Source organism: Telluria sp. Soil_C_11, from assembly GCF_057657395.1.
In genome coordinates, this window is the sequence record NZ_JBDGIN010000001.1 from 353379 (window position 1) to 374686 (window position 21308).

General features: G+C 64.4%; 18 protein-coding genes and 1 tRNA gene. 8 read left to right on the forward strand and 11 right to left on the reverse strand.

Annotated features, from left to right (window positions below):
- Positions 1 to 4: 4 nt before the first annotated feature.
- The 6 genes from AC3A6M_RS01535 to pepN form a co-directional block, all read right to left on the reverse strand.
- Positions 5 to 1501 (reverse strand): DUF4331 domain-containing protein, encoded by a 1497-nt coding sequence (locus tag AC3A6M_RS01535; RefSeq protein ID WP_487850991.1) that lies wholly within the window; start codon positions 1499 to 1501, stop codon positions 5 to 7.
- 177 nt (positions 1502 to 1678) lie between these two features.
- Complete coding sequence (locus AC3A6M_RS01540) at positions 1679 to 2464, reverse strand: ElaB/YgaM/YqjD family protein (RefSeq protein WP_487850992.1); 786 nt, start codon at positions 2462 to 2464, stop codon at positions 1679 to 1681.
- Between the two features lie 323 nt (positions 2465 to 2787).
- Entirely contained in the window at positions 2788 to 7359 is a 4572-nt protein-coding gene (locus AC3A6M_RS01545) for a beta strand repeat-containing protein (RefSeq protein ID WP_487850993.1), read from the reverse strand.
- A gap of 200 nt (positions 7360 to 7559) precedes the next feature.
- Positions 7560 to 7635: transfer RNA gene (locus AC3A6M_RS01550), tRNA-Thr, on the reverse strand.
- A gap of 112 nt (positions 7636 to 7747) precedes the next feature.
- Positions 7748 to 8749 carry a class 1 fructose-bisphosphatase gene (locus tag AC3A6M_RS01555; RefSeq protein ID WP_487850994.1) on the reverse strand — a complete coding sequence of 334 codons (1002 nt, stop codon included), beginning with the start codon at positions 8747 to 8749 and terminating at the stop codon, positions 7748 to 7750.
- An 83-nt stretch (positions 8750 to 8832) separates the two neighbouring features.
- Positions 8833 to 11487, reverse strand: a complete 2655-nt coding sequence (gene pepN / locus AC3A6M_RS01560) for an aminopeptidase N (RefSeq protein WP_487850995.1) — start codon at positions 11485 to 11487, stop codon at positions 8833 to 8835.
- 213 nt (positions 11488 to 11700) lie between these two features.
- On the opposite strand from pepN, the gene AC3A6M_RS01565 reads away from it, so the two are divergent.
- The gene (locus AC3A6M_RS01565) at positions 11701 to 12339 is read left to right on the forward strand and encodes a DUF4136 domain-containing protein (protein ID WP_487850996.1); all 639 of its coding nucleotides are present in this window, start codon (positions 11701 to 11703) and stop codon (positions 12337 to 12339) included.
- Between the two features lie 126 nt (positions 12340 to 12465).
- Here the strand turns inward: AC3A6M_RS01565 and AC3A6M_RS01570 are convergent, their stop codons facing one another.
- The 4 genes from AC3A6M_RS01570 to AC3A6M_RS01585 are packed head-to-tail and all read right to left on the reverse strand — an operon-like array spanning position 12466 to position 14925.
- Complete coding sequence (locus AC3A6M_RS01570) at positions 12466 to 12618, reverse strand: hypothetical protein (RefSeq protein ID WP_487850997.1); 153 nt, start codon at positions 12616 to 12618, stop codon at positions 12466 to 12468.
- Positions 12619 to 12622: 4 nt separating this feature from the next.
- Entirely contained in the window at positions 12623 to 13597 is a 975-nt protein-coding gene (locus AC3A6M_RS01575) for a quinone oxidoreductase family protein (RefSeq protein WP_487850998.1), read from the reverse strand.
- A 17-nt stretch (positions 13598 to 13614) separates the two neighbouring features.
- Complete coding sequence (locus AC3A6M_RS01580) at positions 13615 to 13992, reverse strand: methylglyoxal synthase (RefSeq protein WP_487850999.1); 378 nt, start codon at positions 13990 to 13992, stop codon at positions 13615 to 13617.
- A gap of 9 nt (positions 13993 to 14001) precedes the next feature.
- Positions 14002 to 14925, reverse strand: a complete 924-nt coding sequence (locus AC3A6M_RS01585; protein WP_487851000.1) for a DMT family transporter — start codon at positions 14923 to 14925, stop codon at positions 14002 to 14004.
- A gap of 130 nt (positions 14926 to 15055) precedes the next feature.
- Between AC3A6M_RS01585 and AC3A6M_RS01590 the strand changes: the two genes are divergently transcribed.
- From AC3A6M_RS01590 to purD, 3 genes are all read left to right on the forward strand, one after another.
- On the forward strand, positions 15056 to 15826 hold the full coding sequence (locus AC3A6M_RS01590; RefSeq protein WP_487851001.1) for a DUF2182 domain-containing protein: 771 nt from the start codon (positions 15056 to 15058) through the stop codon (positions 15824 to 15826).
- Positions 15827 to 15896: 70 nt separating this feature from the next.
- Positions 15897 to 16622: a YebC/PmpR family DNA-binding transcriptional regulator gene (locus AC3A6M_RS01595; RefSeq protein WP_487851002.1), complete on the forward strand. Its 726-nt coding sequence runs from the start codon at positions 15897 to 15899 to the stop codon at positions 16620 to 16622.
- Between the two features lie 18 nt (positions 16623 to 16640).
- Positions 16641 to 17909, forward strand: a complete 1269-nt coding sequence (gene purD / locus AC3A6M_RS01600; RefSeq protein WP_487851003.1) for a phosphoribosylamine--glycine ligase — start codon at positions 16641 to 16643, stop codon at positions 17907 to 17909.
- A 66-nt stretch (positions 17910 to 17975) separates the two neighbouring features.
- On the opposite strand, the gene AC3A6M_RS01605 is transcribed toward purD, so the two are convergent.
- Positions 17976 to 18305 carry a GIY-YIG nuclease family protein gene (locus AC3A6M_RS01605; protein ID WP_487851004.1) on the reverse strand — a complete coding sequence of 110 codons (330 nt, stop codon included), beginning with the start codon at positions 18303 to 18305 and terminating at the stop codon, positions 17976 to 17978.
- A gap of 207 nt (positions 18306 to 18512) precedes the next feature.
- On the opposite strand from AC3A6M_RS01605, the gene hemF reads away from it, so the two are divergent.
- Genes hemF through rlmH form a run of 4 tightly spaced genes read left to right on the forward strand, consistent with a single transcriptional unit; the run spans position 18513 to position 21286 of the window.
- A complete protein-coding gene (gene hemF, locus AC3A6M_RS01610) occupies positions 18513 to 19424 on the forward strand; it encodes an oxygen-dependent coproporphyrinogen oxidase (protein WP_487851005.1) in 912 nt (303 codons plus the stop codon).
- Entirely contained in the window at positions 19421 to 20080 is a 660-nt protein-coding gene (locus tag AC3A6M_RS01615; protein ID WP_487851006.1) for a nicotinate-nucleotide adenylyltransferase, read from the forward strand. The genes hemF and AC3A6M_RS01615 overlap by 4 nt, the downstream gene beginning before the upstream one ends.
- The gene (gene rsfS, locus AC3A6M_RS01620) at positions 20080 to 20796 is read left to right on the forward strand and encodes a ribosome silencing factor (protein WP_487851007.1); all 717 of its coding nucleotides are present in this window, start codon (positions 20080 to 20082) and stop codon (positions 20794 to 20796) included. Before AC3A6M_RS01615 ends, rsfS begins: the two co-directional genes overlap by 1 nt.
- A 19-nt stretch (positions 20797 to 20815) precedes the next feature.
- Positions 20816 to 21286, forward strand: coding sequence for a 23S rRNA (pseudouridine(1915)-N(3))-methyltransferase RlmH (rlmH, locus tag AC3A6M_RS01625; protein WP_487851008.1), 471 nt, complete (start codon positions 20816 to 20818; stop codon positions 21284 to 21286).
- Positions 21287 to 21308: the final 22 nt, after the last annotated feature.

Sequence of the window (21308 nt, forward strand, 5' to 3'; positions counted from 1 at the left end):
CCCCTTATTGGTTGCCCGGCAGCGGCGTGTTCAGGTAAGGGAAGGCCGGCTTGAAATCGGTTGCGGTCTTGCGCACGCCGTCGGTCAGCTTGAGGCCGCCCGCAGGCGCATCGGCCGGCTTGCAGCCGACGCCAAGGGCATCGTTGGCGCCGGTCAGCACGCACAGCGCGCCCATCGCCACGCGCAGCGAGGCATCCACGACGTCGTCGCCCGGACGGCGCCCGTTCGGGAAACCGGCATTGTCGCCGGCCGCCACGCCGAGCGGGTTCTGTGCCGCTTGCGCGGTCGGCGCGATGCTGGTGTTCAGGCGCAGCATCTCGGACGGCACCACGCTCTTCGGCTGGTTCACGCCCGGCAGTCCCTTCAGGAACACGGTGACCAGGTCGTTGCGCGGGAAGTTGGTCGGCGCCTTGGCGGCCGGGAACAGGGTCTCGACCACGGCCGGCAGCACCGGGTTGGTGACGTAGGTAAGGAACTGCGCGTCATCCTTCGGCTTCGAGGTGTTGAAGCGGTCCTTGTCGTCCATGCCGATCACGACTTCGTTCACCAGCGGCATGCCGACGCGCGACACCTGGGCCCAGGGTCCGCCCTCCTTCACGGCATTGTTGATGCCCGAGGCCGGGGCCGGATTGATCAGGCGGCCCTGGCGCATGCTGGCGGTGGCGTAGCCGCCGATGACCGGTTCGCCGGCCGCGGTCAGGCAGGCGATCGGCACTTCGAGCGCGATCGTGCTGACGTTCTTTCCTTCGAGGTCGTTCTTGTTGCCGCCGGCCTCGGCGCCGAGCGGGTCCAGGTTGAACAGGTCGAAGATCTTGCCGACGGCGATAAAGAAAGGTTCCTTGCGCTGGCCGACGAACACCCGGCCGGTCCCGCAGCCCGGAATCGCGATGTCGTAGATGTGCTGGTTGGCATAGGTCTCGTAGCCGCCGGCGCCGCCGAAGGTCTTGTCGCCGATATTGTCGACCGGCTTGTCGAATTCGGTGGCGCCGTTGGCGCCGGCCAGGCGCGAGCGGGTGCCGCCGCGGCGGTCGCCCTTCACCATGTCGATGGTATAGGTCTCGCGGACGTTCAGCGAGGCCGGGTTGACGCCGCTGATGGTCGAGGAGTTGATCAGCGGGATCAGGACCTGCTTGCCGCCGATGTTCAGCGCGGTGCGCTTGGAAGTGTTCTTGAAACGCAGCTGGAAGGTGATGTCTTCCTTGGCATCGCCGTTGTTGTCGATGTGGATTTCATACAGGGCGTTCTGGTCGAACTGGTAGAAGTTCGGGCCGCCCTGCGGATCCTGGAAGGGAATGAAATTGGCGATCAGCGTGACGTAGTCCTGGCGCCCGGAGGCGTAGCTGCGGAACATGTAGAAATCGGTGCCGTCGACTTTCGGCGCATTCGTCAGGAATGGCGCCTCGCGGTGGCTGGAAGCGCCCGCCGGCGCCATGACGCCCATGATCGCGGCGCCGGCGAAGAATACCGCTGCCGGGTTCCATGTCTGTTTTTCACGTGCCATTTCAATCTCCTCTATTTAATGTTATTGATTACCAATTTCGGCAATTCATGCCAGTATGCGCTCGTAAGCATCGTCGCACGATTGGTGAAGCATCAAATATTTGATTTATTTGAGTGAAATCAGGCAAAAAAAGAAGCCGGCATGGAGCCGGCTTCGGTGCTTGGACTGCGGGAGAGATCAATAATCGCGGCGGCTGCCACCCAGGATCTTGGCCAGCAGGAAGCCGACACCCGCGGCGATCGCCACGGCGGTACCCGGGTTCTGGCGCACATACTCGCGGCCCTGGTCCATGTACTGGCCGTAGGCGTCGGTCAGCTGTTCCTTGCGCTGGCCCAGGCTCTGGGAGCTGGTGCTCAGCATGCCTTGCAGCTTGTCCACGCCGGCGTGGGCGGTGGTGGCCAGGCGGTCGACCATCGGCTGCACGCTGTTGACGGCCTTGTCGACCATCGGCTTGGCGGCATCGGCTGCCTGGTCGATCTTCGAGTGCAGGTCCTGGGCCTTGGATGCCGCCATGTCCTTCATGTCGCCGCCGGTGCCCGAGCCGGTGCCTGCGCTCGCGCCCATGCCGCTCTGGCTGCTGCCCGACGAACCGCTGGTGCCCATGCTGGAGCCGCCGCGGTTGAGGTTGGACGAGCCGGTCGAGCCGCTGCTTGCGCTATTGGTGCCGCTGGCGGTCGAGCCGCTGGCGCTCATCGCGCCCATCGAGCCCACGCCCTGCGACGACGAGGAGGTCGACGACGAGCCGGCGTTGCTGGTGCCGCCCACGGCGCCGGTGCTCGACGCGGTGGCGCCGCCGGTGCTCGAGCCGGTCGAGGTAGTCTGGTCCTTGCCCTGGTTCAGTTGGCTGCTCTTGTTCAGGCTGCCCGAGTTGCCCGAGTTCCCCGAGCTGCCGGAGCTGCCCAGGTTACTTGCGTTGCTTCCAGCATTGCTGCCTTTTCCTTCGCTCGACTTCTGATTATCCATGATGAATTCCTTGTAAAGATGTAGACCGACGCGGAGTAGACCGAAACTCGACCATCACCACATTCTTCCTCGATGGTGCCGACACCGCATGAAGGAACGAGGACGAATGACGATGCTTCAGTGTATTCCTCTTCGTTCGCACCGGGCGCACGCTCTGCGGCGCAGCATGAGGCGGCATCGAACCCCTAAGACTCGATAGAAAAAATACAACGCAATGGAGAACTCGACCGTGCGCTGCCTAACAAAAACGCAGAACCGGGAGTGGTGGGAGATAAAAGAAGGAGAATGCGCCGGGCGCGGGGCCCGGCGCGATGCAGCCAGCGTCAGATGACCACGAAATCGAGGCTGGTGAGCGCCTTGCCGGCGCCGATCAGCGCGATCTGCACGGCCTTGCCCACGCCCGAACCATCGGCATCGTAGCTCAGCACGCCGGTGGTGCTGTCATACAGGATGTAATCGTTTGCGTCGGTGGCCACGCCGATCTTGAAGAAGGAGGGATTCAGCGCGCCGGTCGCCGTCAGCTTGCTGAAGATTGCATTCTCGAGCTGGATGGTATCGTCGGCCACGACGAAGTCGGTAATGGTGTCGACGTTGGTCGTGGCGCTCAGCGCGGTATTGAAGACGAAGACATCCTTGCCGGCGCCGCCAGTCAGGGTATCCTTTCCGGCGCCGCCGCTGAGCACGTTCGCGCCCGTATTGCCCACAATTACGTTATTCAAGGTATTGCCAGTAGCCTTGATGTCTGCGGTCCCGGTCAGGCGCAGGTTCTCGAGATTGGTCCCCAGCACGTACGATACGGCGGCATAGACCGTATCGGTCCCGCCGGTGGTACCGCCGGCCGTTTCGAGCACGACATCGCCGGCATTGTCGACATAATAGGTATCGTTGCCGTTGCCACCGATCATCTTGTCGGCACCGCCCAGGCCATTGAGAACGTTGGCGGCGTCGCTGCCGACGAGCAGGTCGTCGAAACGCGAACCGTTGACATTCTCGATGTCGTACAGGGTATCGTTGCCGCCGCCGACGGCCACGCCGGCGATGCTGGTCGCACCCGGAACATAGCCCGGCGCCAGGTCGTGCATCCCCGAATAACCCAGGCCGTTCGCATTGTCGCGGACAGCCGACGCCAGCATCACGGTGACGCCTTCGCGCGCCGCGCTGTAGTCGACCGTGTCGACGCCGGCGCCGCCTTCGATGATGTCATTGCCCTGATGCGCAATGAACAAGTCGTTGCCGTCGCGGCCGTCGAGCAGGTTGTTGCCTTCGCCGCCTTCGAGCCGGTCATTGCCGCCGTAGCCGCGCAGGATGTTGTCCTCGAAGTCACCCACCAGCGTATCGTTGCCGGTGTTCGAGCCGAGCAGGTTCTCGATGCCGCTCAGGGTATCGATGCCGGCGCCGACCGTGTTCTGGGCCGCCAGGATGTTCAGGTTGACCGTCACGCCGGCCGTCTCGGCGAAATAACTCGCCGAGTCGGCATCGGCGCCGCCCACCAGCTTGTCGTTGCCCGCGCCGCCCGTCAGGATGTCCTGTCCCGTGCCGCCTTCCAGAACGTCGTCGCCGCCCTTGCCGTCCAGCCGATCGTCGCCGCCCCGGCCGATCAGGCGGTTTGCCAGCGCGCTGCCCAGCAGCGTATCGTTACCGGTCCCCGAACCCGAGACATTCTCGATCCCGACCAGGATCTGGTTGCCGGCCCCAGTGGTGTTCTGCGCGGTCGACAGGGACAGGTCGACCATCACGTCGCCGAGGATGCTGCCGTAATACACGATATCGATTCCCAGTCCGCCATCGATGGATTCGGTACCGGAGGAAAAGATGGCGTCGTTGCCGTCGCCCGCATCGATCCTGTCGTTGCCGCCGCCGCCGATAATGGTGTCGTTGCCTGCGCCTGCAGACAGGACGTTGGCGGCACGGTTGCCCGTGATCTGATTGTTCAGGACGTTGCCGGTGCCCGAGATCGCCGCCGCGCCAGCCAGCGTCAGGTTCTCGACCTCCGTGCCGAGCGTGTAGCTGATCGTGCTGACGACCGTGTCCACGCCACCCAGCGCCGCCTCCACGACCTTGTCGGCCGCATTGTCGACGATATAGGTGTCGTCGCCCTCCAGCCCGCGCATGGTGTCGCCGCCGGCCCCGCCATCGATCACGTTGGAACCCGCCGTGCCGGTGATGTCGTTGGCCAGCGCATTGCCGATCGCATCGACGTCGCCACCGGCCAGCACCAGGTTCTCGATGTTTGCGCCGAGCGCATAGGCCCCTTCCACGAACGCGTACACGGTGTCGGTACCCTCGCCGGCCTGCTCCACCACGTCCACCGAGTCGGAAGTCACATAATATTTGTCGTTGCCGAGGCCGCCGTACAGTTCGTCCTGGTCGCCGCGCAGGAAAAATTCATCCTTGTTGTTGGCGTACAGCGTGTCGTTGCCGGCGCCGCCATACAGCTTGTCGCTGCCCCAGCCACCCACCAGCACGTTGTCCGCCGAGTTGCCGACGATCTGGTTATTGGCACTGTTGCCCGTACCGTCGATCGCGAGCGCGCCCATCAGGGTCAGGTTCTCGATGCCGTTCCCGATCTGGTAGCTGACCGTCGACTTGACCAGGTCGGTACCGGTATAGCCGGTGTCGATCGCGATGTCCGCGCTGTCGTCGACATAGATCGTGTCGCTGCCGTTGCCACCGTCGACGATGTCGATACCTTCTTTACCGTCGAGCACGTTGTTGCCGCTGTTGCCGGTGATGGTGTTGTTCAGCTCATTCCCGGTGCCGGTAAGATTGCCGGTGCCGGACAGGGTCAGTACTTCCAGGTTGTCGTCCAGGGTCCAGCTGGCACTGGACAGGACGGTATCGACTCCACCGTCCACGAGTTCCTGCACGGTGTCGCCGCCATCCACCACATAGGTGTCGTTGCCGGCGCCGCCGACCAGCAGGTCGTGCCCGGCCCCGCCATCGAGGATGTTGTTGCCGGTGTTGCCGACGATACGGTTGTCCAGTTCGTTACCGGTGCCGTTGATGTTCTGCGTGCCCGACAGGCGCAGGTTCTCGACGTTGGCGGAAAGAGCGTAGCTGGCCGAGCTGGTGACCGAGTCGGTGCCGCCGTTCGCATCTTCGCGCACGATATCCGCGGTCCTGTCGACGATATAGGTGTCGTCCCCCGAACCGCCTTCCAGCGTATCGGTGCCGCCCCCGCCATTCAGGACGTTGTTGCCGGTGTTGCCGATCAGGTAGTTGTCGCTACTGTTGCCCGTCAAATTGAAGTTGCCGGTGCCGCGCAGCCATGCGTTCTCGATGTTGCGGTCGAGCGTATAGTCGGCCGCGATCTGCACCGTGTCGGTGCCGCCGCCTGCCGCTTCGACGATCGTGTCGAGCGCGTCGGCCACATAGGTATCGTTGCCCGCGCCGCCGGTCAGCTTGTCGGCGCCGGCCCCGCCGATGAGGACGTCGGCACCGGCGCCCCCGGTCAGGGTGTCGTTGCCGGCGCCGCCGTCGAGCTTGACCGCTTCGGGCCCGGTGAACACGATGGTGTTCGGGTTGGCATCCCCCGCCAGCGAATGGAGATTCGCCACCGCATGGCCATCCTCGTAGCGCTGCACGTGGAAGTAGCCGTCAGCGCCACTCCAGGCGACATCGAATCCGCCTTGCTGGACGGCGGTCACCTGGACCTTCGAAGGCAGGGAGTTGGCCTGGGTCAGCGCCAGCGCGTCGCCGACCTTGACGCCGTTCGGATCGAAGCGCTGGGCATACACGGTGTACGGGCCGTTGTACGCGTAGGAGTCATACATGACCCAGGTGACCAGGTAGCCGCCATCCGCCAGGGCCGTGACGTCCGGGTCGGAGACGGATGTTTGCGGGGAGCTGATCTGGTCGGAGAGCACGAGTGGAGCCAGCGCGACACCCTTTGCGTCGTAAGTGCGCACCACGATGGCATCCGAACGCTGCCAGGCAACGACATAACCGCCGCCGGCCAGTCCGGCGACCGCCGAATCCACGTTGTTCGACACGTTGGCGTCGGAAACCTGGACGGCTGCGCCGCTGGCCACGCCATTGCTGCCATAGCGTTGCAGGAACAGGGTCGCCGTATTGTACAGACCGGTGTTGGCCGTGAAGCTCGCGACATAGCCGCCGTCGGACAGGGAGGCCACGTCGACGTAAGGCGTGGTGGCACTCGACCCGCTGGGCGCGAGATCGCCGGCGGTCTGCACGCCCGCTGCGCTCACGTTGATGATCTTGGGCGCGGTGTGATACGGCTGGACATTGGTGGAGGAATCGAATGCGACGACGAAGCCGCCCTTCGACGTGCCGGTGACCGAAATATTCGACGAGATGGCCGTGTCCGAACCAGCCAGCTGGATGTCGTTTCCGACCTTGGCGCCGGCGGCATCGTAGCGCTGGGCGACGAGGCCATATTGCCCGGTAACGCTGTCGCGGGCGGCGAACACGGCCACGAAACCGCCATCGCTCAGCGTGGCGACCTGCGGCGACTGGTAGGACACGGGGTTCGATTGAAGGGTAATGGGATTGCCGATGGCCTGTCCGGTAGTGCTGAAACGCTGCGCATAGAAACTGGGCGTCGAATTACCTTGTATGGTGGCATACATGCCGACCACGTAACTTCCATCCGCGAACGTGGCAAGCGTCGGGCCATGGCCGACATTTGCGTTGTAAGAATACATCTTGGCGATCCGCTCCGGACCGGATGCCGCGAGTGTCAAGGTCGAATCCTGGAACTCGACATTCTCGATGTCGACCAGCGTATCCACGCCCTGCGTGCTGCTGACGACCCAACGGCCCTCGTAGTTCAGCTTGAAGGACGCCAGCGGCGAAACGCTGGCGATGGAGGCCGTATCCTGGCCAGCGCCGCCAGTCAGGATGTCGTTGGAGGAAGTGCCAGGAATCGTAGCCATATCGTTTTATGTGAAGTAGTCGGGAGAGGTGTCGTTACAGTAAGTATTCAGGTGCGAATTATTACATTTCGGTAATCTTCGAAAAAGCAATAGTTGCAATAGGTGTTGTTGCCAAGCCATGTTCAATTTCTTTGCATACGCGATGGCGACGGACGAAAAAAAAAAGGCCACATCGTGTGATGTGACCTTTTTTACTATCCTGGTGCCGCTGACCGGAATCGAACTGGTGACCTTCGCATTACGAATGCGCTGCTCTACCGACTGAGCTACAGCGGCGGGACCCGTATTCTAACAAACAACTCTGCAAACTTGCTAGTCCGACTCGGCATTTTTGCGTCCGAGTCAACAATACGGGCAAACCGGGCCCGCGGCCCGGTCTGTGGCGGCCTTATTCCTGGTGGTAGCCGGTGACGCGCTCCACCTCGCTCTTCGAGCCGAGGAAGACCGGCACGCGCTGGTGCAGCTTGGTGGGCGGAATGTCGAGGATGCGCTGGCGGCCGTCGGTGGCGGCGCCGCCGGCCTGCTCGACGATGAAGGCCATCGGATTGGCTTCGTACATCAGGCGCAGCTTGCCCGGCTGGGACGGATCGCGCAGGTCGGCCGGGTACATGAAGATGCCGCCGCGGTTCAGGATGCGGTGCACGTCGGCCACCATGGAGGCGATCCAGCGCATGTTGAAATCCTTGCCGCGCGGGCCGGTTTTGCCGGCGAGCATTTCGGAAACGTAGCGCTGGACCGGCGGATACCAGTGGCGCTGGTTCGACATATTGATCGCGAATTCCTTGGTCTCTTCCGGAATCTGCATGTTCTTCTGGGTCAGCACCCAGGAACCCATCTCGCGGTCGAGGGTGAAGCAGTTCACGCCGTCGCCGGTGGTCAGCACCAGCATGGTCTGCGGACCGTAGACGGCGTAGCCGGCCGCCACCTGCCTGCTGCCGGCCTGCATGAAGTCGGCTTCGGTCGGCGAGGTCATGCCTTCCGGCGCCTTCAGCACCGAGAAGATGGTGCCGATCGAGACGTTGACGTCGATGTTCGAGGAGCCGTCCAGCGGATCGAACAGCAGCATGTATTCGCCCATCGGATAACGGTTCGGGATCGGGTGGATCGATTCCATCTCTTCCGACGCCATGGCCGCCAGGTGGCCGCCCCACTCGTTGGCTTCGAGCAGGATTTCGTTCGAGATCACGTCGAGCTTCTTCTGCACCTCGCCCTGGATGTTCTCGGTGTTGGCGCTGCCCAGGATATCGCCGAGCGCGCCCTTGCCGACCGAGTGGCTGATGGTCTTGCAGGCGCGCGCGACCACCTCGATCAGGAGGCGCAGCGATGCCGGGATGTTGTTGTGGAGGCGCTGCTCCTCAACCAGGTATTGGGTCAGGCTGACACGTTTCATGGACTTCCTTTGCTTGTTTTGGATTCTGTTGCGGCCAACATGATGCATGCGTCACGCGTGGGCACGGGGTGCCCACCCTACATTCAATTGGCCAGCGCCTTGGTTACCACTTCTCTTACGTCGTTCGACAGCCGGGCCTGGCCGGCAACCTGCTGCAGCGCCTTCTTCATGTGGGCCTGCAGCGCCGGCAGGTAGCGGCGCCAGCGGTCCATCGCACGCGCCAGGCGGCTGGCGACCTGCGGATTCAGGGCGTCCAGCGCGATCACCTGCTCGGCCCAGAAGGCGTAGCCACTGCCGTCCGGGGCGTGGAACTGCACCGGGTTGTTGACGCAGAAGGCGGCGACCAGGCTGCGCGCGCGGTTCGGGTTGCGCAGCGTGAAGGCCGGGTGCTTCATCAGTTCGCGGACGGCGGCCAGGTCGGTGGTCGAGGCAGTCGCCTGCATCATGAACCACTTGTCGACCACCAGCGCTTCGTTTTGGAATTCGTCGTAGAAATGCTGCAGCGCATCCTGGGCGGCGGGTGCGCGTGCATGCACCAATGCGCCCAGCGCCGCGATGCGGTCGGTCATGTTGGTGGCTTCGTCGAACTGGCGCTCGGCCAGCGCCAGGGATTCCGCGTCCGGGGCTGCGCACAGGTAGGACAGCGCCAGGTTCTTCAGCGAGCGCTTGCCGATCGAGGCGGCGTCCGGGCTGTATTCGCCCGGCGTCTGGTTGGCCTGGTACTGGGCCAGCAGCTCGGTGCGCAGGCGGGCGCCGATGTCGGCGCGCACGAACTGGCGCGCGGTATGGATCGCCAGCGGATTCACGACGTCGAGCTGGTCGGCGATCATGGTTTCCGAAGGCAGCAGCAGGGCCTGTTCGCGGAAGGCCGGGTCCAGGCTCTCGTCAGCCAGCATCTTGCGCAGGGCCTCGATGAACACGTCGTCCAGGTCCAGGCCATCCGGACCACCATTGGCGCCGGCCATGCCGGTCAGCTTGAGCAGGCGGCCCATCGCCAGGCGCTGGCCGGCTTCCCAGCGGTTGACCGGATCGCTGTCGTGGCTGAACAGGTGCACCAGCTCGGCGTCGCTATAGCCATGCTTCAGGATCACCGGCGCCGAGAAGTCGCGCAGGATCGAGGGCGTCGGCTGCTCCGCCACGCCGGTGAAGACGAAGGTCTGGTCTGCTTCCGTCAGCTCCAGCACGGCGGTCGTGCCGAGCTGCTTGCCGTCGATCGTCAACGGCAGGTCGCGCCCGTCCTTGCCTAGCAGGCCGACGGCGACCGGGATGTGGAAAGGCAGCTTTTCCGGCTGGCCCGGGGTCGCCGGGCAGGACTGGACCAGGCGCAGGGTGTAGGTGTTTGCCTGCTCGTCGTAGCGGGTCTCGGCCTGCACCACCGGGGTGCCGGCCTGGCTGTACCAGCGCTCGAACTGGGTCAGGTCGCGGCCGCTGGCGTCGGCCATCGCCATGCGGAAGTCGTCGCAGGTGACGGCCTGGCCGTCGTGGCGGGCGAAGTACAGGTCCATGCCCTTGCGGAAGCCTTCGCGGCCCAGCAGGGTCTGGTACATGCGGACCACTTCGGCGCCCTTCTCGTACACGGTGACGGTGTAGAAGTTGTTGATCTCGACGAAGGAATCCGGGCGCACCGGATGGGCCATCGGGCCGGCGTCTTCCGGGAACTGGGCCTGGCGCAGGGTGCGCACCTGGTCGATGCGGGTGACGGCGCGGCCGGTGCTTGTTCCGATCATGTCGGCCGAGAATTCCTGGTCGCGGAACACGGTCAGGCCTTCCTTCAGCGACAGCTGGAACCAGTCGCGGCAGGTGACGCGGTTGCCGGTCCAGTTGTGGAAGTATTCGTGGCCGACCACCGCTTCGATGCCCTGGAAGTCGATGTCGGTGGCGACGCGCGGATTGGCCAGCACGAACTTGGTGTTGAAGATGTTCAGGCCCTTGTTCTCCATCGCGCCCATGTTGAAGTCGCCCACGGCGACGATCATGAAGCGGTCGAGGTCGAGCTCGAGGTCCCAGCGCTCTTCGTCCCAGCGGATGCTGTGCTTGAGCGACTGCATCGCATAATCGGTCTTGTCGAGGTTGCCCTCTTCCACCCACACCTGCAGCAGGGCGGTGCGTCCATCCTTCAGCGGAAACTTTTCTTCCTGGCACACCAGGCGTGCCGCCACCAGGGCGAACAGGTAGGACGGCTTCTTGAACGGGTCTTCCCACTTGGCGTAGTGGCGGCCGTCGGGCAGGTCGCCCTCCTCGACCAGGTTGCCGTTCGAGAGCAGCACGGGATACTTCGCTTTATCGGCGCGCAGCATCACGGTGTACTTCGCCATCACGTCCGGACGGTCCGGGAAATACGTGATGCGGCGGAAGCCCTCGGCCTCGCACTGCGTATAGAAGTTGCCGTTCGAGACGTACAGGCCGCTGAGGGTGGTGTTGCTTTCAGGAACGCAAACCGTCTCGATTTCCAGCATGGCGACGTCCGGCGCGTTGGGGATGCGCAGCGTGGTGCCTTCGATCGCATAGGCGCCCTCTTCCAGGGTCTTGCCATTCAGGCGGATCGCCACCAGTTCAATATCCTCGCCGAACAGTTCGATGTCGCGCCGGCTGCCGTCCGGGTTGCGGCGCAAGGTCAGGCGGTTGGCGACGATGGTGCGGGCGGGGTCGAGGTCGAAACCGAGTTCGACGGTGTCGACCAGGTAGCTGGGGGCAGTGTAGTCCTTCCGGTAGATGGTCTGGGGCGTATCGGTGCGCATGGTTGGGGTCCGCGAACGATGGTGGAATGAATGCTTATTTTACCAACAGAGGCGACGCGCTTCGATTCCAGTGTTCGGCTTCGATGCATATGTATCGCACTGTACGCGCCGTAACCTCTAGTAAATGTAATGTTGAAAATTGAACAGTGCGGGTAAACTGTATCCCTGAAGCAGTCCGATTGAATCGAAGATAGCCAGATGGAGCATCTCATCATGAAACGCACAATGATCGCCGCAGTGGTGTCGCTGGGCCTGCTGCTGGGCGGCTGCGCGACCACGATCCGCAGCGACGTCACCACCTTCCACCAATGGCCGGCCCAGATCGCCGACAAGAGCTACGCCTTCGTGGCCCCGGCCCCGCAGGACAACACCCTCGAGCTGCAGAACTACGAGAACCTGGTGCGCGGCCAGCTGGCGCGCCTCGGCTTCCACGAGGCGCCGCAGTCGCCGGCCCTGAAGGTGGCGGTGCGCTTCACCACGGTGGACGTGCCGACCCAGGTCGTGTACCCGGCGATGGCGCCGTTCTACCCCTACTCGGCGCGCTTCGGCTACGCCGGCTGGCACCGCCGCTACTGGGGCGGCGGCTGGTACAACCCGTTCTACGATCCGTTCTGGGGTCCGGTGCCGCAATATGACGTGCGGGAAGAACACCGCTACCACCGCCAGGTGCAGATCTCGATCGCCTCGGCGACGGACAACAAGCGCCTGTTCGACGTTACCGTGCGCAACGTCAGCAAGACCCTGTCGACCCCGGCCGTGATGCCGGCCCTGGTGCAGAGCGCGTTCGAGGGCTTCCCTGGACCGAATGGCGGGGCGCGGGTGATCGAGTTGAAGCAGCAGCAGAACGGCTGAACCTGCACGCCGTCGTTCCCGCGCAGGCGGGAATCCAAGGTTACATGCGCAGTGATGCAAACAAACTTGGGTTCCCGCCTGCGCGGGAACGACGTATTCGGGCCGCGGGCCTCCCCGTACGTGACGTCAGGCCAGATACCTCTCCGACGCCACCGTAATCGCAATAATCAGCAGAATCGCCAGCGCCAGCACCGCCAGCAGGCGCCCGAAGCGGGGGCTGTCCGGCTCGATCGGCGCCTGGTCGCCGGCCGGTTCGTTATCGTCGCTGAACTCTCTCATGGCGTCATGGCAGAAGGATGGTCTTGCCGGTCGTGCGCCGCGCTTCCAGCGCGATATGGGCCTGGGCCGCGTCCGCCAGCGGGAAGCGCTGGTGGATCTCGATCCTGATCTGGCCGCTGGTGACCATCTGGAACAGGTCGGCCGCCATCGCTTCCAGGTCTTCGCGCTTCGCGGCATAGGTCTGCAGCGTCGGGCGCGTGATGTAGAGCGAACCGCGCGATACCAGTTCGCTCAGCGAGAACGGCGGCACCGCGCCGGACGAGTTGCCGAAGCTGACCATCAGGCCCAGCGGCTGCAGGCAGTCGAGCGAACGGGTGAACGTGTCCTTGCCGACCGAGTCGTAGACCACCGGTACCTTCGCCCCATTCGTGATCTCCAGCACGCGCTGCACCACATCCTCGGTGTTGTAGTTGATGACGTGCGCCGCGCCATGCTGCCTGGCCAGCTCCGCTTTCTCGTTTGACCCTACGGTGCCGATCAGGTTCACGCCGAGCGCGCGCGCCCACTGGCAGGCAATCAGGCCGACGCCGCCGGCCGCCGCATGGAACAGGATGGTGTCGCCGGCCTTGAGCGGATAGGTGCGGCGGAACAGATACTGCACGGTCAGGCCCTGCAGCATCATCGCGGCGCCGGTCTCGAAATCGATCGCGTCGGGCAGCTTGACCAGGATGTCGGCCGGCATGACCCGCAGCTCGCTGTAGGCGCCGTTCGGGCGCGCCGCATAGGCGACGCGGTCGCCCGGCTGCACATGGCTTACGCCGGGGCCGACCGCCTCGACCACGCCCGCCCCTTCCTGCCCCAGGCCGCCTGGCAGCGGGGCCGGATACAGGCCGTTGCGGAAATAGACGTCGATGAAGTTCAGGCCGATCGCATGGTTGCGCACGCGCGCTTCACCGGGGCCCGGTTCGCCCACTTCGACGTCGACATACTCCAGCACCTCGGGACCGCCGGTGCGCGCATAACGGATCGCTTTTGCCATTTCTCGTTTCTCCTTGTTCAGGACAACTCGCTCAATCGGGACAGGACCAGGCGCGCGCTCGACACATTGGTCGCGCACGGGATGTTGTGCACGTCGCAGGCGCGCACCAGGGCGTTGATGTCGGGTTCGTGCGGCTGCGGGGTCATCGGGTCGCGCAGGAAGATCACGCAATCGATCTCGCCGTTGACGAGGTGGGCGCCGATCTGCAGGTCGCCGCCCAGCGGACCCGAGTGCATGCGCGTGACCTCGAGGCCGAGCTCGTTGATCAGGCGTCCGCCGGTGGTGCCGGTGGCGGTCAGCGTGCAGCGGCCCAGGAAGTCCCGGTACTCGGCGGCGAGCGCGATCATGTCGTCTTTTTTCTTGTCGTGGGCGATCAGGGCGATGCGTGGTTTCATGATTCTCCGTCAGATTTTTTTAAGAGACAGCATATAGATCCCCGCCAGCACCAGGCCGGTCCCGGCCAGCTGCACGGCCGTGATCGGTTCTCCCAGCAGCGCCCAACCCAGGAACAGCGTGGACACCGGGCCGATCATGCCGGCCTGCGAGGCGGTCGCGGCGCCGATGCGCTGTACCGCGACCATGGTCATGAAGACCGGGAAGATGGTACAGAATATCCCGTTCACGAGCGAGAGGCCGTAAACCTGCCAGGGCTGGACCAGCATCGACGCCGGACGCAGGATGAAGAACTGGGCGATGCAGGCCGCGCTCGAGACGCACATCGCGTACGCGACCAGGCGCAGCGAGCCGATGCGCCGCACCATCTCGCCCGTGCCCAGCAGGTAGGCCGCATACGCCACCGCCGAACCCAGCACCAGCAGGGAACCGGTCACGATGCTGCCGGCGCCGCCCCTGATGTCGTGCAGGAACACCAGCACGATGCCGCAGTAGGACAGCCCCAGCGCCAGCCACTCCATCCCGCCGATGCGGCGCTTCAGGAACACCGCGGTAATCAGCAGCACGAAGGTCGGGGTCAGGAACAGGATCAGGCGCTCCAGCCCGACCGAGATGTATTGCAGCCCGAGGAAGTCGAGGTAGCTGGACAGGTAGTAGCCGATCAGGCCCAGGAACACCAGGCGCCAGCGGTCGGACACGGACAGGGGCGGCTGGGTCCGCATCTTCCAGATCGCCACGCCGGCAAACACTGGGAATGAAAACAGCATCCTGAAGGCGATCAAGGTAACTGCATCGATGTGGTAGCGATACAGCAGTTTGGCGACTACGGCCTTCGTGGAAAACAGGACAGCGCCGCCGATGGCAATAGCCAGGCCGGCAACCAGGGCCGAACGTGGGGGCGACGCAACGGAAATGTCGGGCGGCTTTTTACTCATCGGAAGATTGTAGATCGAATCCGGATTCCCGGCTGAGGGCGGCTGCGAACGCCGATGGGGCGCTACGGTCCAACCGCCGCTGACCACATCAAACGAGGAACTCCATGATTCGCCGAAGGGGCCCATCCCCATGAGCAGCGCGGGCGGCGTCAAGGGCAGCGGCTTCGAACGCACCGTTGTCCTGACCCTGCTGGGCGTGCTCCTGGTCCTGTGCTGGGCATATCTGCTGGTCCGCGTCGGCCGCCTGGCGCCGATCGGTCCCGGCGCAGCCGGCAAGACGCTGGCCACGCCTTGTCACGCCAAGGACCTGGGGCTGCTGTACGCGCTCTGGGTGGTGGTGATGGCGGCCATGATGCTGCCGGCGGCGGCGCCGTCGGTGCTGCTGTACGCACGCGTCAAGCGCCTGCGGCGCGAGCGCTGGGTCTATCCCGGCACCTTGGCCTTCATGCTCGGCTACCTGTCCGTCTGGTGCTGCTGCGCGCTGGCGGCCACGCTGGCGGGCTGGCAGCTGCACGACGCCGGCGCGCTGGACGAAAGCATGGCGATCGCCCACCCCGCCGCGGGCGCGCTGGCGCTGGTGGCCGCCGGGGTCTACCAGTGGACGCCGGCCAAGCACGTCTGCCTGGACAACTGCCGCACGCCGCTGGCCTTCGTCCTGACCCACTGGCGGCGCGGCGCCTGGGGCGCGTTCCGGATGGGCGTCACCGATGCCCGCTACTGCGTCGGCTGCTGCTGGCTGCTCATGGCGCTGCTGCTGCCCGCCGGGGTGCTGAACCTGCCCGCGATCTGCGGCCTGATCGCCCTGATCCTGGCCGAAAAGCTGCTGCCCGGCGGCCACCTTCTGGCCTGCGCCACCGGCCTCGGACTGGTCGCCTGGGGCACTGCCCTGTTGTTCCCCTGACAGTTTTGAGAAAGGGGCCTATGCTAAAATGTCGAGGATTTAGTATACCGACCAAGTAAGGACTCTCGACATGGCTGGACACAGCAAATGGGCCAATATCAAGCATAAGAAGGCCGCCACCGACGCCAAGCGCGGCAAGATCTGGACCCGACTCATCAAGGAAATCACGGTGGCTGCCCGCATGGGCGGCGGCGACGTGAACTCCAATCCGCGCCTGCGCCTGGCCATCGAAAAGGCGGCCGACGCGAATATGCCGAAGGATAACGTCAACCGCGCGGTGCAGCGCGGCTCGGGCGGCCTGGAAGGCGTCAACTACGAAGAAATCCGCTACGAAGGCTACGGCATCGGCGGCGCGGCGATCATCGTCGACTGCATGACCGACAACCGCGTGCGTACCGTGGCCGAAGTGCGCCACGCTTTCAGCAAGTTCGGCGGCAACATGGGCACCGAAGGCTCGGTGGCCTTCATGTTCAAGCATGTCGGCCAGTTCCTGTTCGCGCCGGGCGTCGAAGAAGACAAGCTGATGGAAGCGGCCCTGGAAGCCGGCGCCGACGACGTCATCGCGGACGACGAAGGCGGCTTCGAAGTGCTGTGCGACCCGAACGCCTATGCCGGCGTCAAGGAAGCGCTGGAGAAGGCCGGTTTCAAGGCCGACTCGGCGGAAGTGATCATGAAGCCGGACACCGAAACCGTGTTCACCGGCGAAGACGCGCTGAAGATGCAGAAACTGCTCGACGCCCTGGAAAACCTGGATGACGTGCAGGAAGTCTATACCAACGCCGTCATCGAAGAGTAAGCAGTCAGAAGGCCCCACATGAAAATCCTGGTAGTCGGCTCTGGTGGCCGTGAACATGCCCTGGCCTGGAAACTGGCCCAATCCGATCGCGTCCAGATGGTCTACGTCGCGCCGGGCAACGGCGGCACCGCGCGCGATCCGCGCCTGGTCAACGTCGACATCACCGACCCGGCCGCGCTGGCCGACTTCGTCGTGGCCGAGCACGTCGCGCTGACCCTGGTGGGTCCGGAAGCGCCGCTGGCGGCCGGCATCGTCAACCTGTTCCGCGCGCGCGGCCTGAAGATCTTCGGCCCGACCCGCGAAGCGGCCCAACTGGAAAGCTCGAAGGACTTCGCCAAGGCCTTCATGGAACGCCACGGCATCCCGACGGCGAAGTACCAGACCTTCTCGGATGCGGCGCAGGCCCACGCCTACATCGACGCCAACGGCGCCCCGATCGTCATCAAGGCCGACGGCCTGGCGGCCGGCAAGGGCGTGGTGGTCGCGATGACGCTGGAAGAAGCGCATGAGGCGGTCGAGCACATGCTGCTTGACAACCGCCTGGGCGACGCCGGCGCGCGCATCGTGATCGAGGAATTCCTGGCCGGCGAAGAAGCCAGCTTCATCGTCATGTGCGACGGCAAGAACGTGCTGGCGCTGGCCACCTCCCAGGACCACAAGCGCCTGAAGGATGGCGACCAGGGCCCGAACACGGGCGGCATGGGCGCCTACTCGCCGGCGCCGATCGTGACGCCGTCGATGCATGCGCGCGTGATGCGCGAGATCATCAACCCGACCATCCAGGGCATGGCCAAGGACGGCATCACCTACACCGGCTTCCTGTACGCCGGCCTGATGATCGACGCCGCCGGCAACCCGAAGACGCTGGAATTCAACTGCCGCATGGGCGACCCGGAAACCCAGCCCATCATGTCGCGCCTGAAGAGCGACTTCGTGACCGTGCTGGAACACGCCTGCAACGGCACGCTGGACACGGTGGAACTGGAATGGGACCGCCGCACGGCAGTGGGCGTGGTGATGGCGGCCGGCGGCTATCCGGACGCGCCGAGCAAGGGCGACGTCATCGAAGGCATCCCGGCCGAAACCCCGGAATGCATCACCTTCCACGCCGGCACCCGCATCGTCGGCGGCACCCTGCAAACCTCGGGCGGCCGCGTGCTATGCGTGGTGGGCCTGGGCGACAGCGTCAAGATGGCGCAGAAGCAGGCCTACGAAACCGTCGAGAAGATCCACTTCAACGGCGCGCAGTACCGCCGCGATATTGGGTGGCGTGGGATCAAGCAGTAATTCTTCTGCTTACTCGATAAAAGCGGGACGTTTGCGAAGGCGGCGTCCCGTTTTGTTTTTCCGCCGTCATTCCCGCGAAGGCGGGAATCCATGCTGAGCGTGCCAAGCAGTAATATCAGCATAAAGGTCACGCCACCGAGGATTGTCTTTCTGAATCAACTCAATCTTCCAGCGCCGATTCCATTTTTTGATCTGTTTTTCCCGGCGAATGGCTTCCACAATCTCCGAGTGCACCTCGTACCAGACCAGATGCTTGACGCCATACTGTTTCGAGAAACCTTCGACGACGCCTTCGCGGTGCTCCCAGATGCGTTTGATCAGGTTGCTCGTCACCCCAATGTACAAGGTCCCGTTCAGACCGCTCGCCAGGATATATACGTAGCTCGACTTGTCCATGCTTGCTCCCCAATATCGACGGAGCATGGTCGGGTTAATCGAGCGATGCTTTGCTGAGGTACGGCAAGCAAACAAGCTGGCTTGGTATTGGCTCAGTATGGATTCCCGCTTTCGCGGGAATGACGACTCAACTGCCGCGAGAATGACTTCCCGATGGGCAGTAGTGTACAATCCCCGTTCATTTTTTCAGCCACCACCCCATCCCACATGTCCACCCCGAATCCTGCCGCCGTCAAGGCCTGGCTGCTCGACCTGCAGGCGCGCATCGTGCAGGCGCTGGAGGACGTCGACGGCAAGCCGTTCTTGCGCGACACCTGGGAGCGTGCCGAGGGTGGCGGCGGGATTTCGCGGCTGATCGAGGAAGGCAATGTGTTCGAGCGCGGCGGCTGCAATTTCTCGCACGTGCAAGGCAAAAGCCTGCCCGCTTCCGCGATGGCCGCGCGGCCGGAACTGGCAGGCCGCGCCTGGGAAGCGATGGGCGTATCGCTGGTGCTGCATCCGCGCAATCCGTATGCCCCGACCGTGCACATGAACGTGCGCTTCTTCGAGGCGACGGCCGAGGGCAAGGATCCGGTCTGGTGGTTCGGCGGCGGCATGGACCTGACGCCCTACTACGCCGATGAAGGCGACGTGCGGCATTTCCACCGCATCTGCCGCGATGCTCTGGCGCCCTTCGGCGACGACCTGCATCCGCGCTTCAAGCGCTGGTGCGACGATTACTTCTACCTGAAGCACCGCAAGGAAGCGCGCGGCGTCGGCGGTGTCTTCTTCGACGACTTCAATGAACTCGGCTTCGACCGGTCGTTCGCGATGATGCAAAGCGTCGGCAACGGCTTCCTCGATGCCTACCTGCCGATCGTGCAGGCGCGCAAGGACCAGCCCTACGGCGAGCGCGAACGCGACTTCCAGGCTTACCGCCGCGGACGCTATGTCGAGTTCAACCTGGTCTGGGACCGCGGCACCCTGTTCGGCCTGCAGTCGGGCGGACGCACCGAGGCGATCCTGATGTCGATGCCGCCGATCGTGAAGTGGCGCTACGACTGGCATCCCGAAGCCGGCAGCCCCGAGGCGAAGCTGTACAGCGACTTCCTCGTCCACCGGGACTGGCTGGCCCCGTGAGTTTCTGCATTGCCCTACTGGGAGGCAGTTTCGACCCGGTGCATCACGGCCATGTCGCGCTGGCCGAGCTGTTTGCGCGGCAGTTGACTCCCGACGAATTGCGCATCCTGCCGGCCGGACAGCCGTGGCAAAAGAAGGCCGGCCTGCAGGCCAGCGATGCCGACCGCGTCGCGATGCTGGAACTGGCATTCGAAAAAGCGGCGTTTCCGGTCACGATCGATACCCGCGAGATCGAGCGCCAGACCCCGACCTACACGGTCGAGACCTTGCGCGAGCTGCGCGCCGAACTCGGACCCGATGCCTCGATCGTGTTCCTGATGGGCGCCGACCAGCTGCAGAAGCTGGACAGCTGGCGCGACTGGCAGGACCTGTTCGCGCTGGCGAATTTCGGCGTCGCCGCCCGTCCCGGCTACCGGCTCGACGCCGCAGCGCTGCCGCCCGCGGTGGCGCGGGAACTGGCGCCGCGCATCGCCATGCCGGAGGAAGTCCGGGCAAGCAAGGCGGGCAAGGTATGCCTGGCGCACACGCTGGCGGTCGACGTTTCGGCCACCGAAGTACGTGCCGCACTAAAAGAAAATGCAGCGGCAAAGGTAAGCGCGCTCCTTGCGCCGCAAGTGCTAGACTATATTCAACAACACCACTTATACAAGAACTAATGGATATCAAGAAACTGCAAGCGGTCGTCGTCGACGCCCTCGAAGACGTCAAGGGCCAGGACATCGCCCTGTTCGACACGACGAACCTGACCAGCCTGTTCGACCGTATCGCGGTCGTCTCGGGCACGTCGAATCGCCAGACCAAGGCGCTGGCCGCTTCGGTGCGCGACAAGGTCAAGGAAGCAGGCGGCGATGTCGTCGGCCTCGAAGGCGAAGACACCGGCGAATGGGTGCTGGTCGACCTGGGCGACATGATCGTGCACATCATGCAACCGGCGATCCGCCAGTACTACCGCCTCGAAGAAATCTGGGGCGAGAAGCCGGTCAAGCTGGGCGCGGCCAAGCGCAAGTCGAGCGCGGAAGCCGTCGAAGCGGCCGCCGCACCGAAGACGGTCAAGGGCAAGCACCTGGCCGCCAACCAGGAGCAGCCGGAAGCCAAGCCGGTCAACGAGCGCAAGCCGGCCGCCAAGCGCGCCACCGCCGCCTCGAAGACGGCCGCCGGCGAAGGCGCCGCAGCCAAGAAAACGGCCGCCAAGATCCCGACCGGTGGCCGCGTGAAGGTGGCCGTATCGAAGACCGCCGCCGCATCCGCCGCTGCCGCGAAGGCTGCCAAGGCCGCCGCACCGAAGCGCGCAACCAGGGCCGCCGCCCCGGCCGCCGAGGGCGCAGCACCGGCCAAGAAGGTCATCCGCCGCATCAAGAAGGCCGACGAATAACCGGTCCGGACAAGCTTCGATGCAGTTGATGATTGTCGCGGTCGGCCACAAGATGCCGGCCTGGATCGAGACCGGTTTTGCCGAGTACGTGAAGCGCATGCCGCCGGAGCTGCGCATCGTGCTCAAGGAAATCAAGCCGGTCGAGCGCTCCGGCAGCAAGACCGCGGCCACCGCGATGGCGCTCGAACGCGAGCGCATCGAAGCCGTGCTGCCGAAGGGCGTGCGCATCATCGCCCTCGACGAGCGCGGCAAGGATCTCACCAGCGTCGGCCTGTCCCATCAGCTGGAAGCCTGGCAGCAGGACGGACGCGATGTCGCCTTCCTGATCGGCGGCGCGGACGGCCTCGATCCCGAGCTGAAGGCCCGCGCCGATGGACTGATCCGCATCTCCAGCATGACGCTGCCGCACGGAATCGTGCGCGTGATGCTGGCGGAACAGTTATATCGTGCCTGGTCGATTACCCAAAACCATCCCTACCACAGAGTCTAGGACGCCTCCCGGCTTTCTTCGA

Excerpts from the sequence above, each read along its gene's own strand:
- AC3A6M_RS01540 (WP_487850992.1), bottom strand. The coding sequence starts at position 2,464 with ATGGATAATCAGAAGTCGAGCGAAGGAAAAGGCAGCAATGCTGGAAGC.
- rlmH (WP_487851008.1), top strand. The coding sequence starts at position 20,816 with ATGCAGTTGATGATTGTCGCGGTCGGCCACAAGATGCCGGCCTGGATC.
- AC3A6M_RS01580 (WP_487850999.1), bottom strand. The coding sequence starts at position 13,992 with ATGAAACCACGCATCGCCCTGATCGCCCACGACAAGAAAAAAGACGAC.
- hemF (WP_487851005.1), top strand. The coding sequence starts at position 18,513 with ATGTCCACCCCGAATCCTGCCGCCGTCAAGGCCTGGCTGCTCGACCTG.
- purD (WP_487851003.1), top strand. The coding sequence starts at position 16,641 with ATGAAAATCCTGGTAGTCGGCTCTGGTGGCCGTGAACATGCCCTGGCC.
- rsfS (WP_487851007.1), top strand. The coding sequence starts at position 20,080 with ATGGATATCAAGAAACTGCAAGCGGTCGTCGTCGACGCCCTCGAAGAC.
- AC3A6M_RS01535 (WP_487850991.1), bottom strand. The coding sequence starts at position 1,501 with ATGGCACGTGAAAAACAGACATGGAACCCGGCAGCGGTATTCTTCGCC.
- AC3A6M_RS01570 (WP_487850997.1), bottom strand. The coding sequence starts at position 12,618 with ATGAGAGAGTTCAGCGACGATAACGAACCGGCCGGCGACCAGGCGCCG.
- pepN (WP_487850995.1), bottom strand. The coding sequence starts at position 11,487 with ATGCGCACCGATACGCCCCAGACCATCTACCGGAAGGACTACACTGCC.
- AC3A6M_RS01595 (WP_487851002.1), top strand. The coding sequence starts at position 15,897 with ATGGCTGGACACAGCAAATGGGCCAATATCAAGCATAAGAAGGCCGCC.
- AC3A6M_RS01605 (WP_487851004.1), bottom strand. The coding sequence starts at position 18,305 with ATGGACAAGTCGAGCTACGTATATATCCTGGCGAGCGGTCTGAACGGG.
- AC3A6M_RS01575 (WP_487850998.1), bottom strand. The coding sequence starts at position 13,597 with ATGGCAAAAGCGATCCGTTATGCGCGCACCGGCGGTCCCGAGGTGCTG.
- AC3A6M_RS01590 (WP_487851001.1), top strand. The coding sequence starts at position 15,056 with ATGAGCAGCGCGGGCGGCGTCAAGGGCAGCGGCTTCGAACGCACCGTT.
- AC3A6M_RS01545 (WP_487850993.1), bottom strand. The coding sequence starts at position 7,359 with ATGGCTACGATTCCTGGCACTTCCTCCAACGACATCCTGACTGGCGGC.
- AC3A6M_RS01565 (WP_487850996.1), top strand. The coding sequence starts at position 11,701 with ATGAAACGCACAATGATCGCCGCAGTGGTGTCGCTGGGCCTGCTGCTG.
- AC3A6M_RS01585 (WP_487851000.1), bottom strand. The coding sequence starts at position 14,925 with ATGAGTAAAAAGCCGCCCGACATTTCCGTTGCGTCGCCCCCACGTTCG.
- AC3A6M_RS01555 (WP_487850994.1), bottom strand. The coding sequence starts at position 8,749 with ATGAAACGTGTCAGCCTGACCCAATACCTGGTTGAGGAGCAGCGCCTC.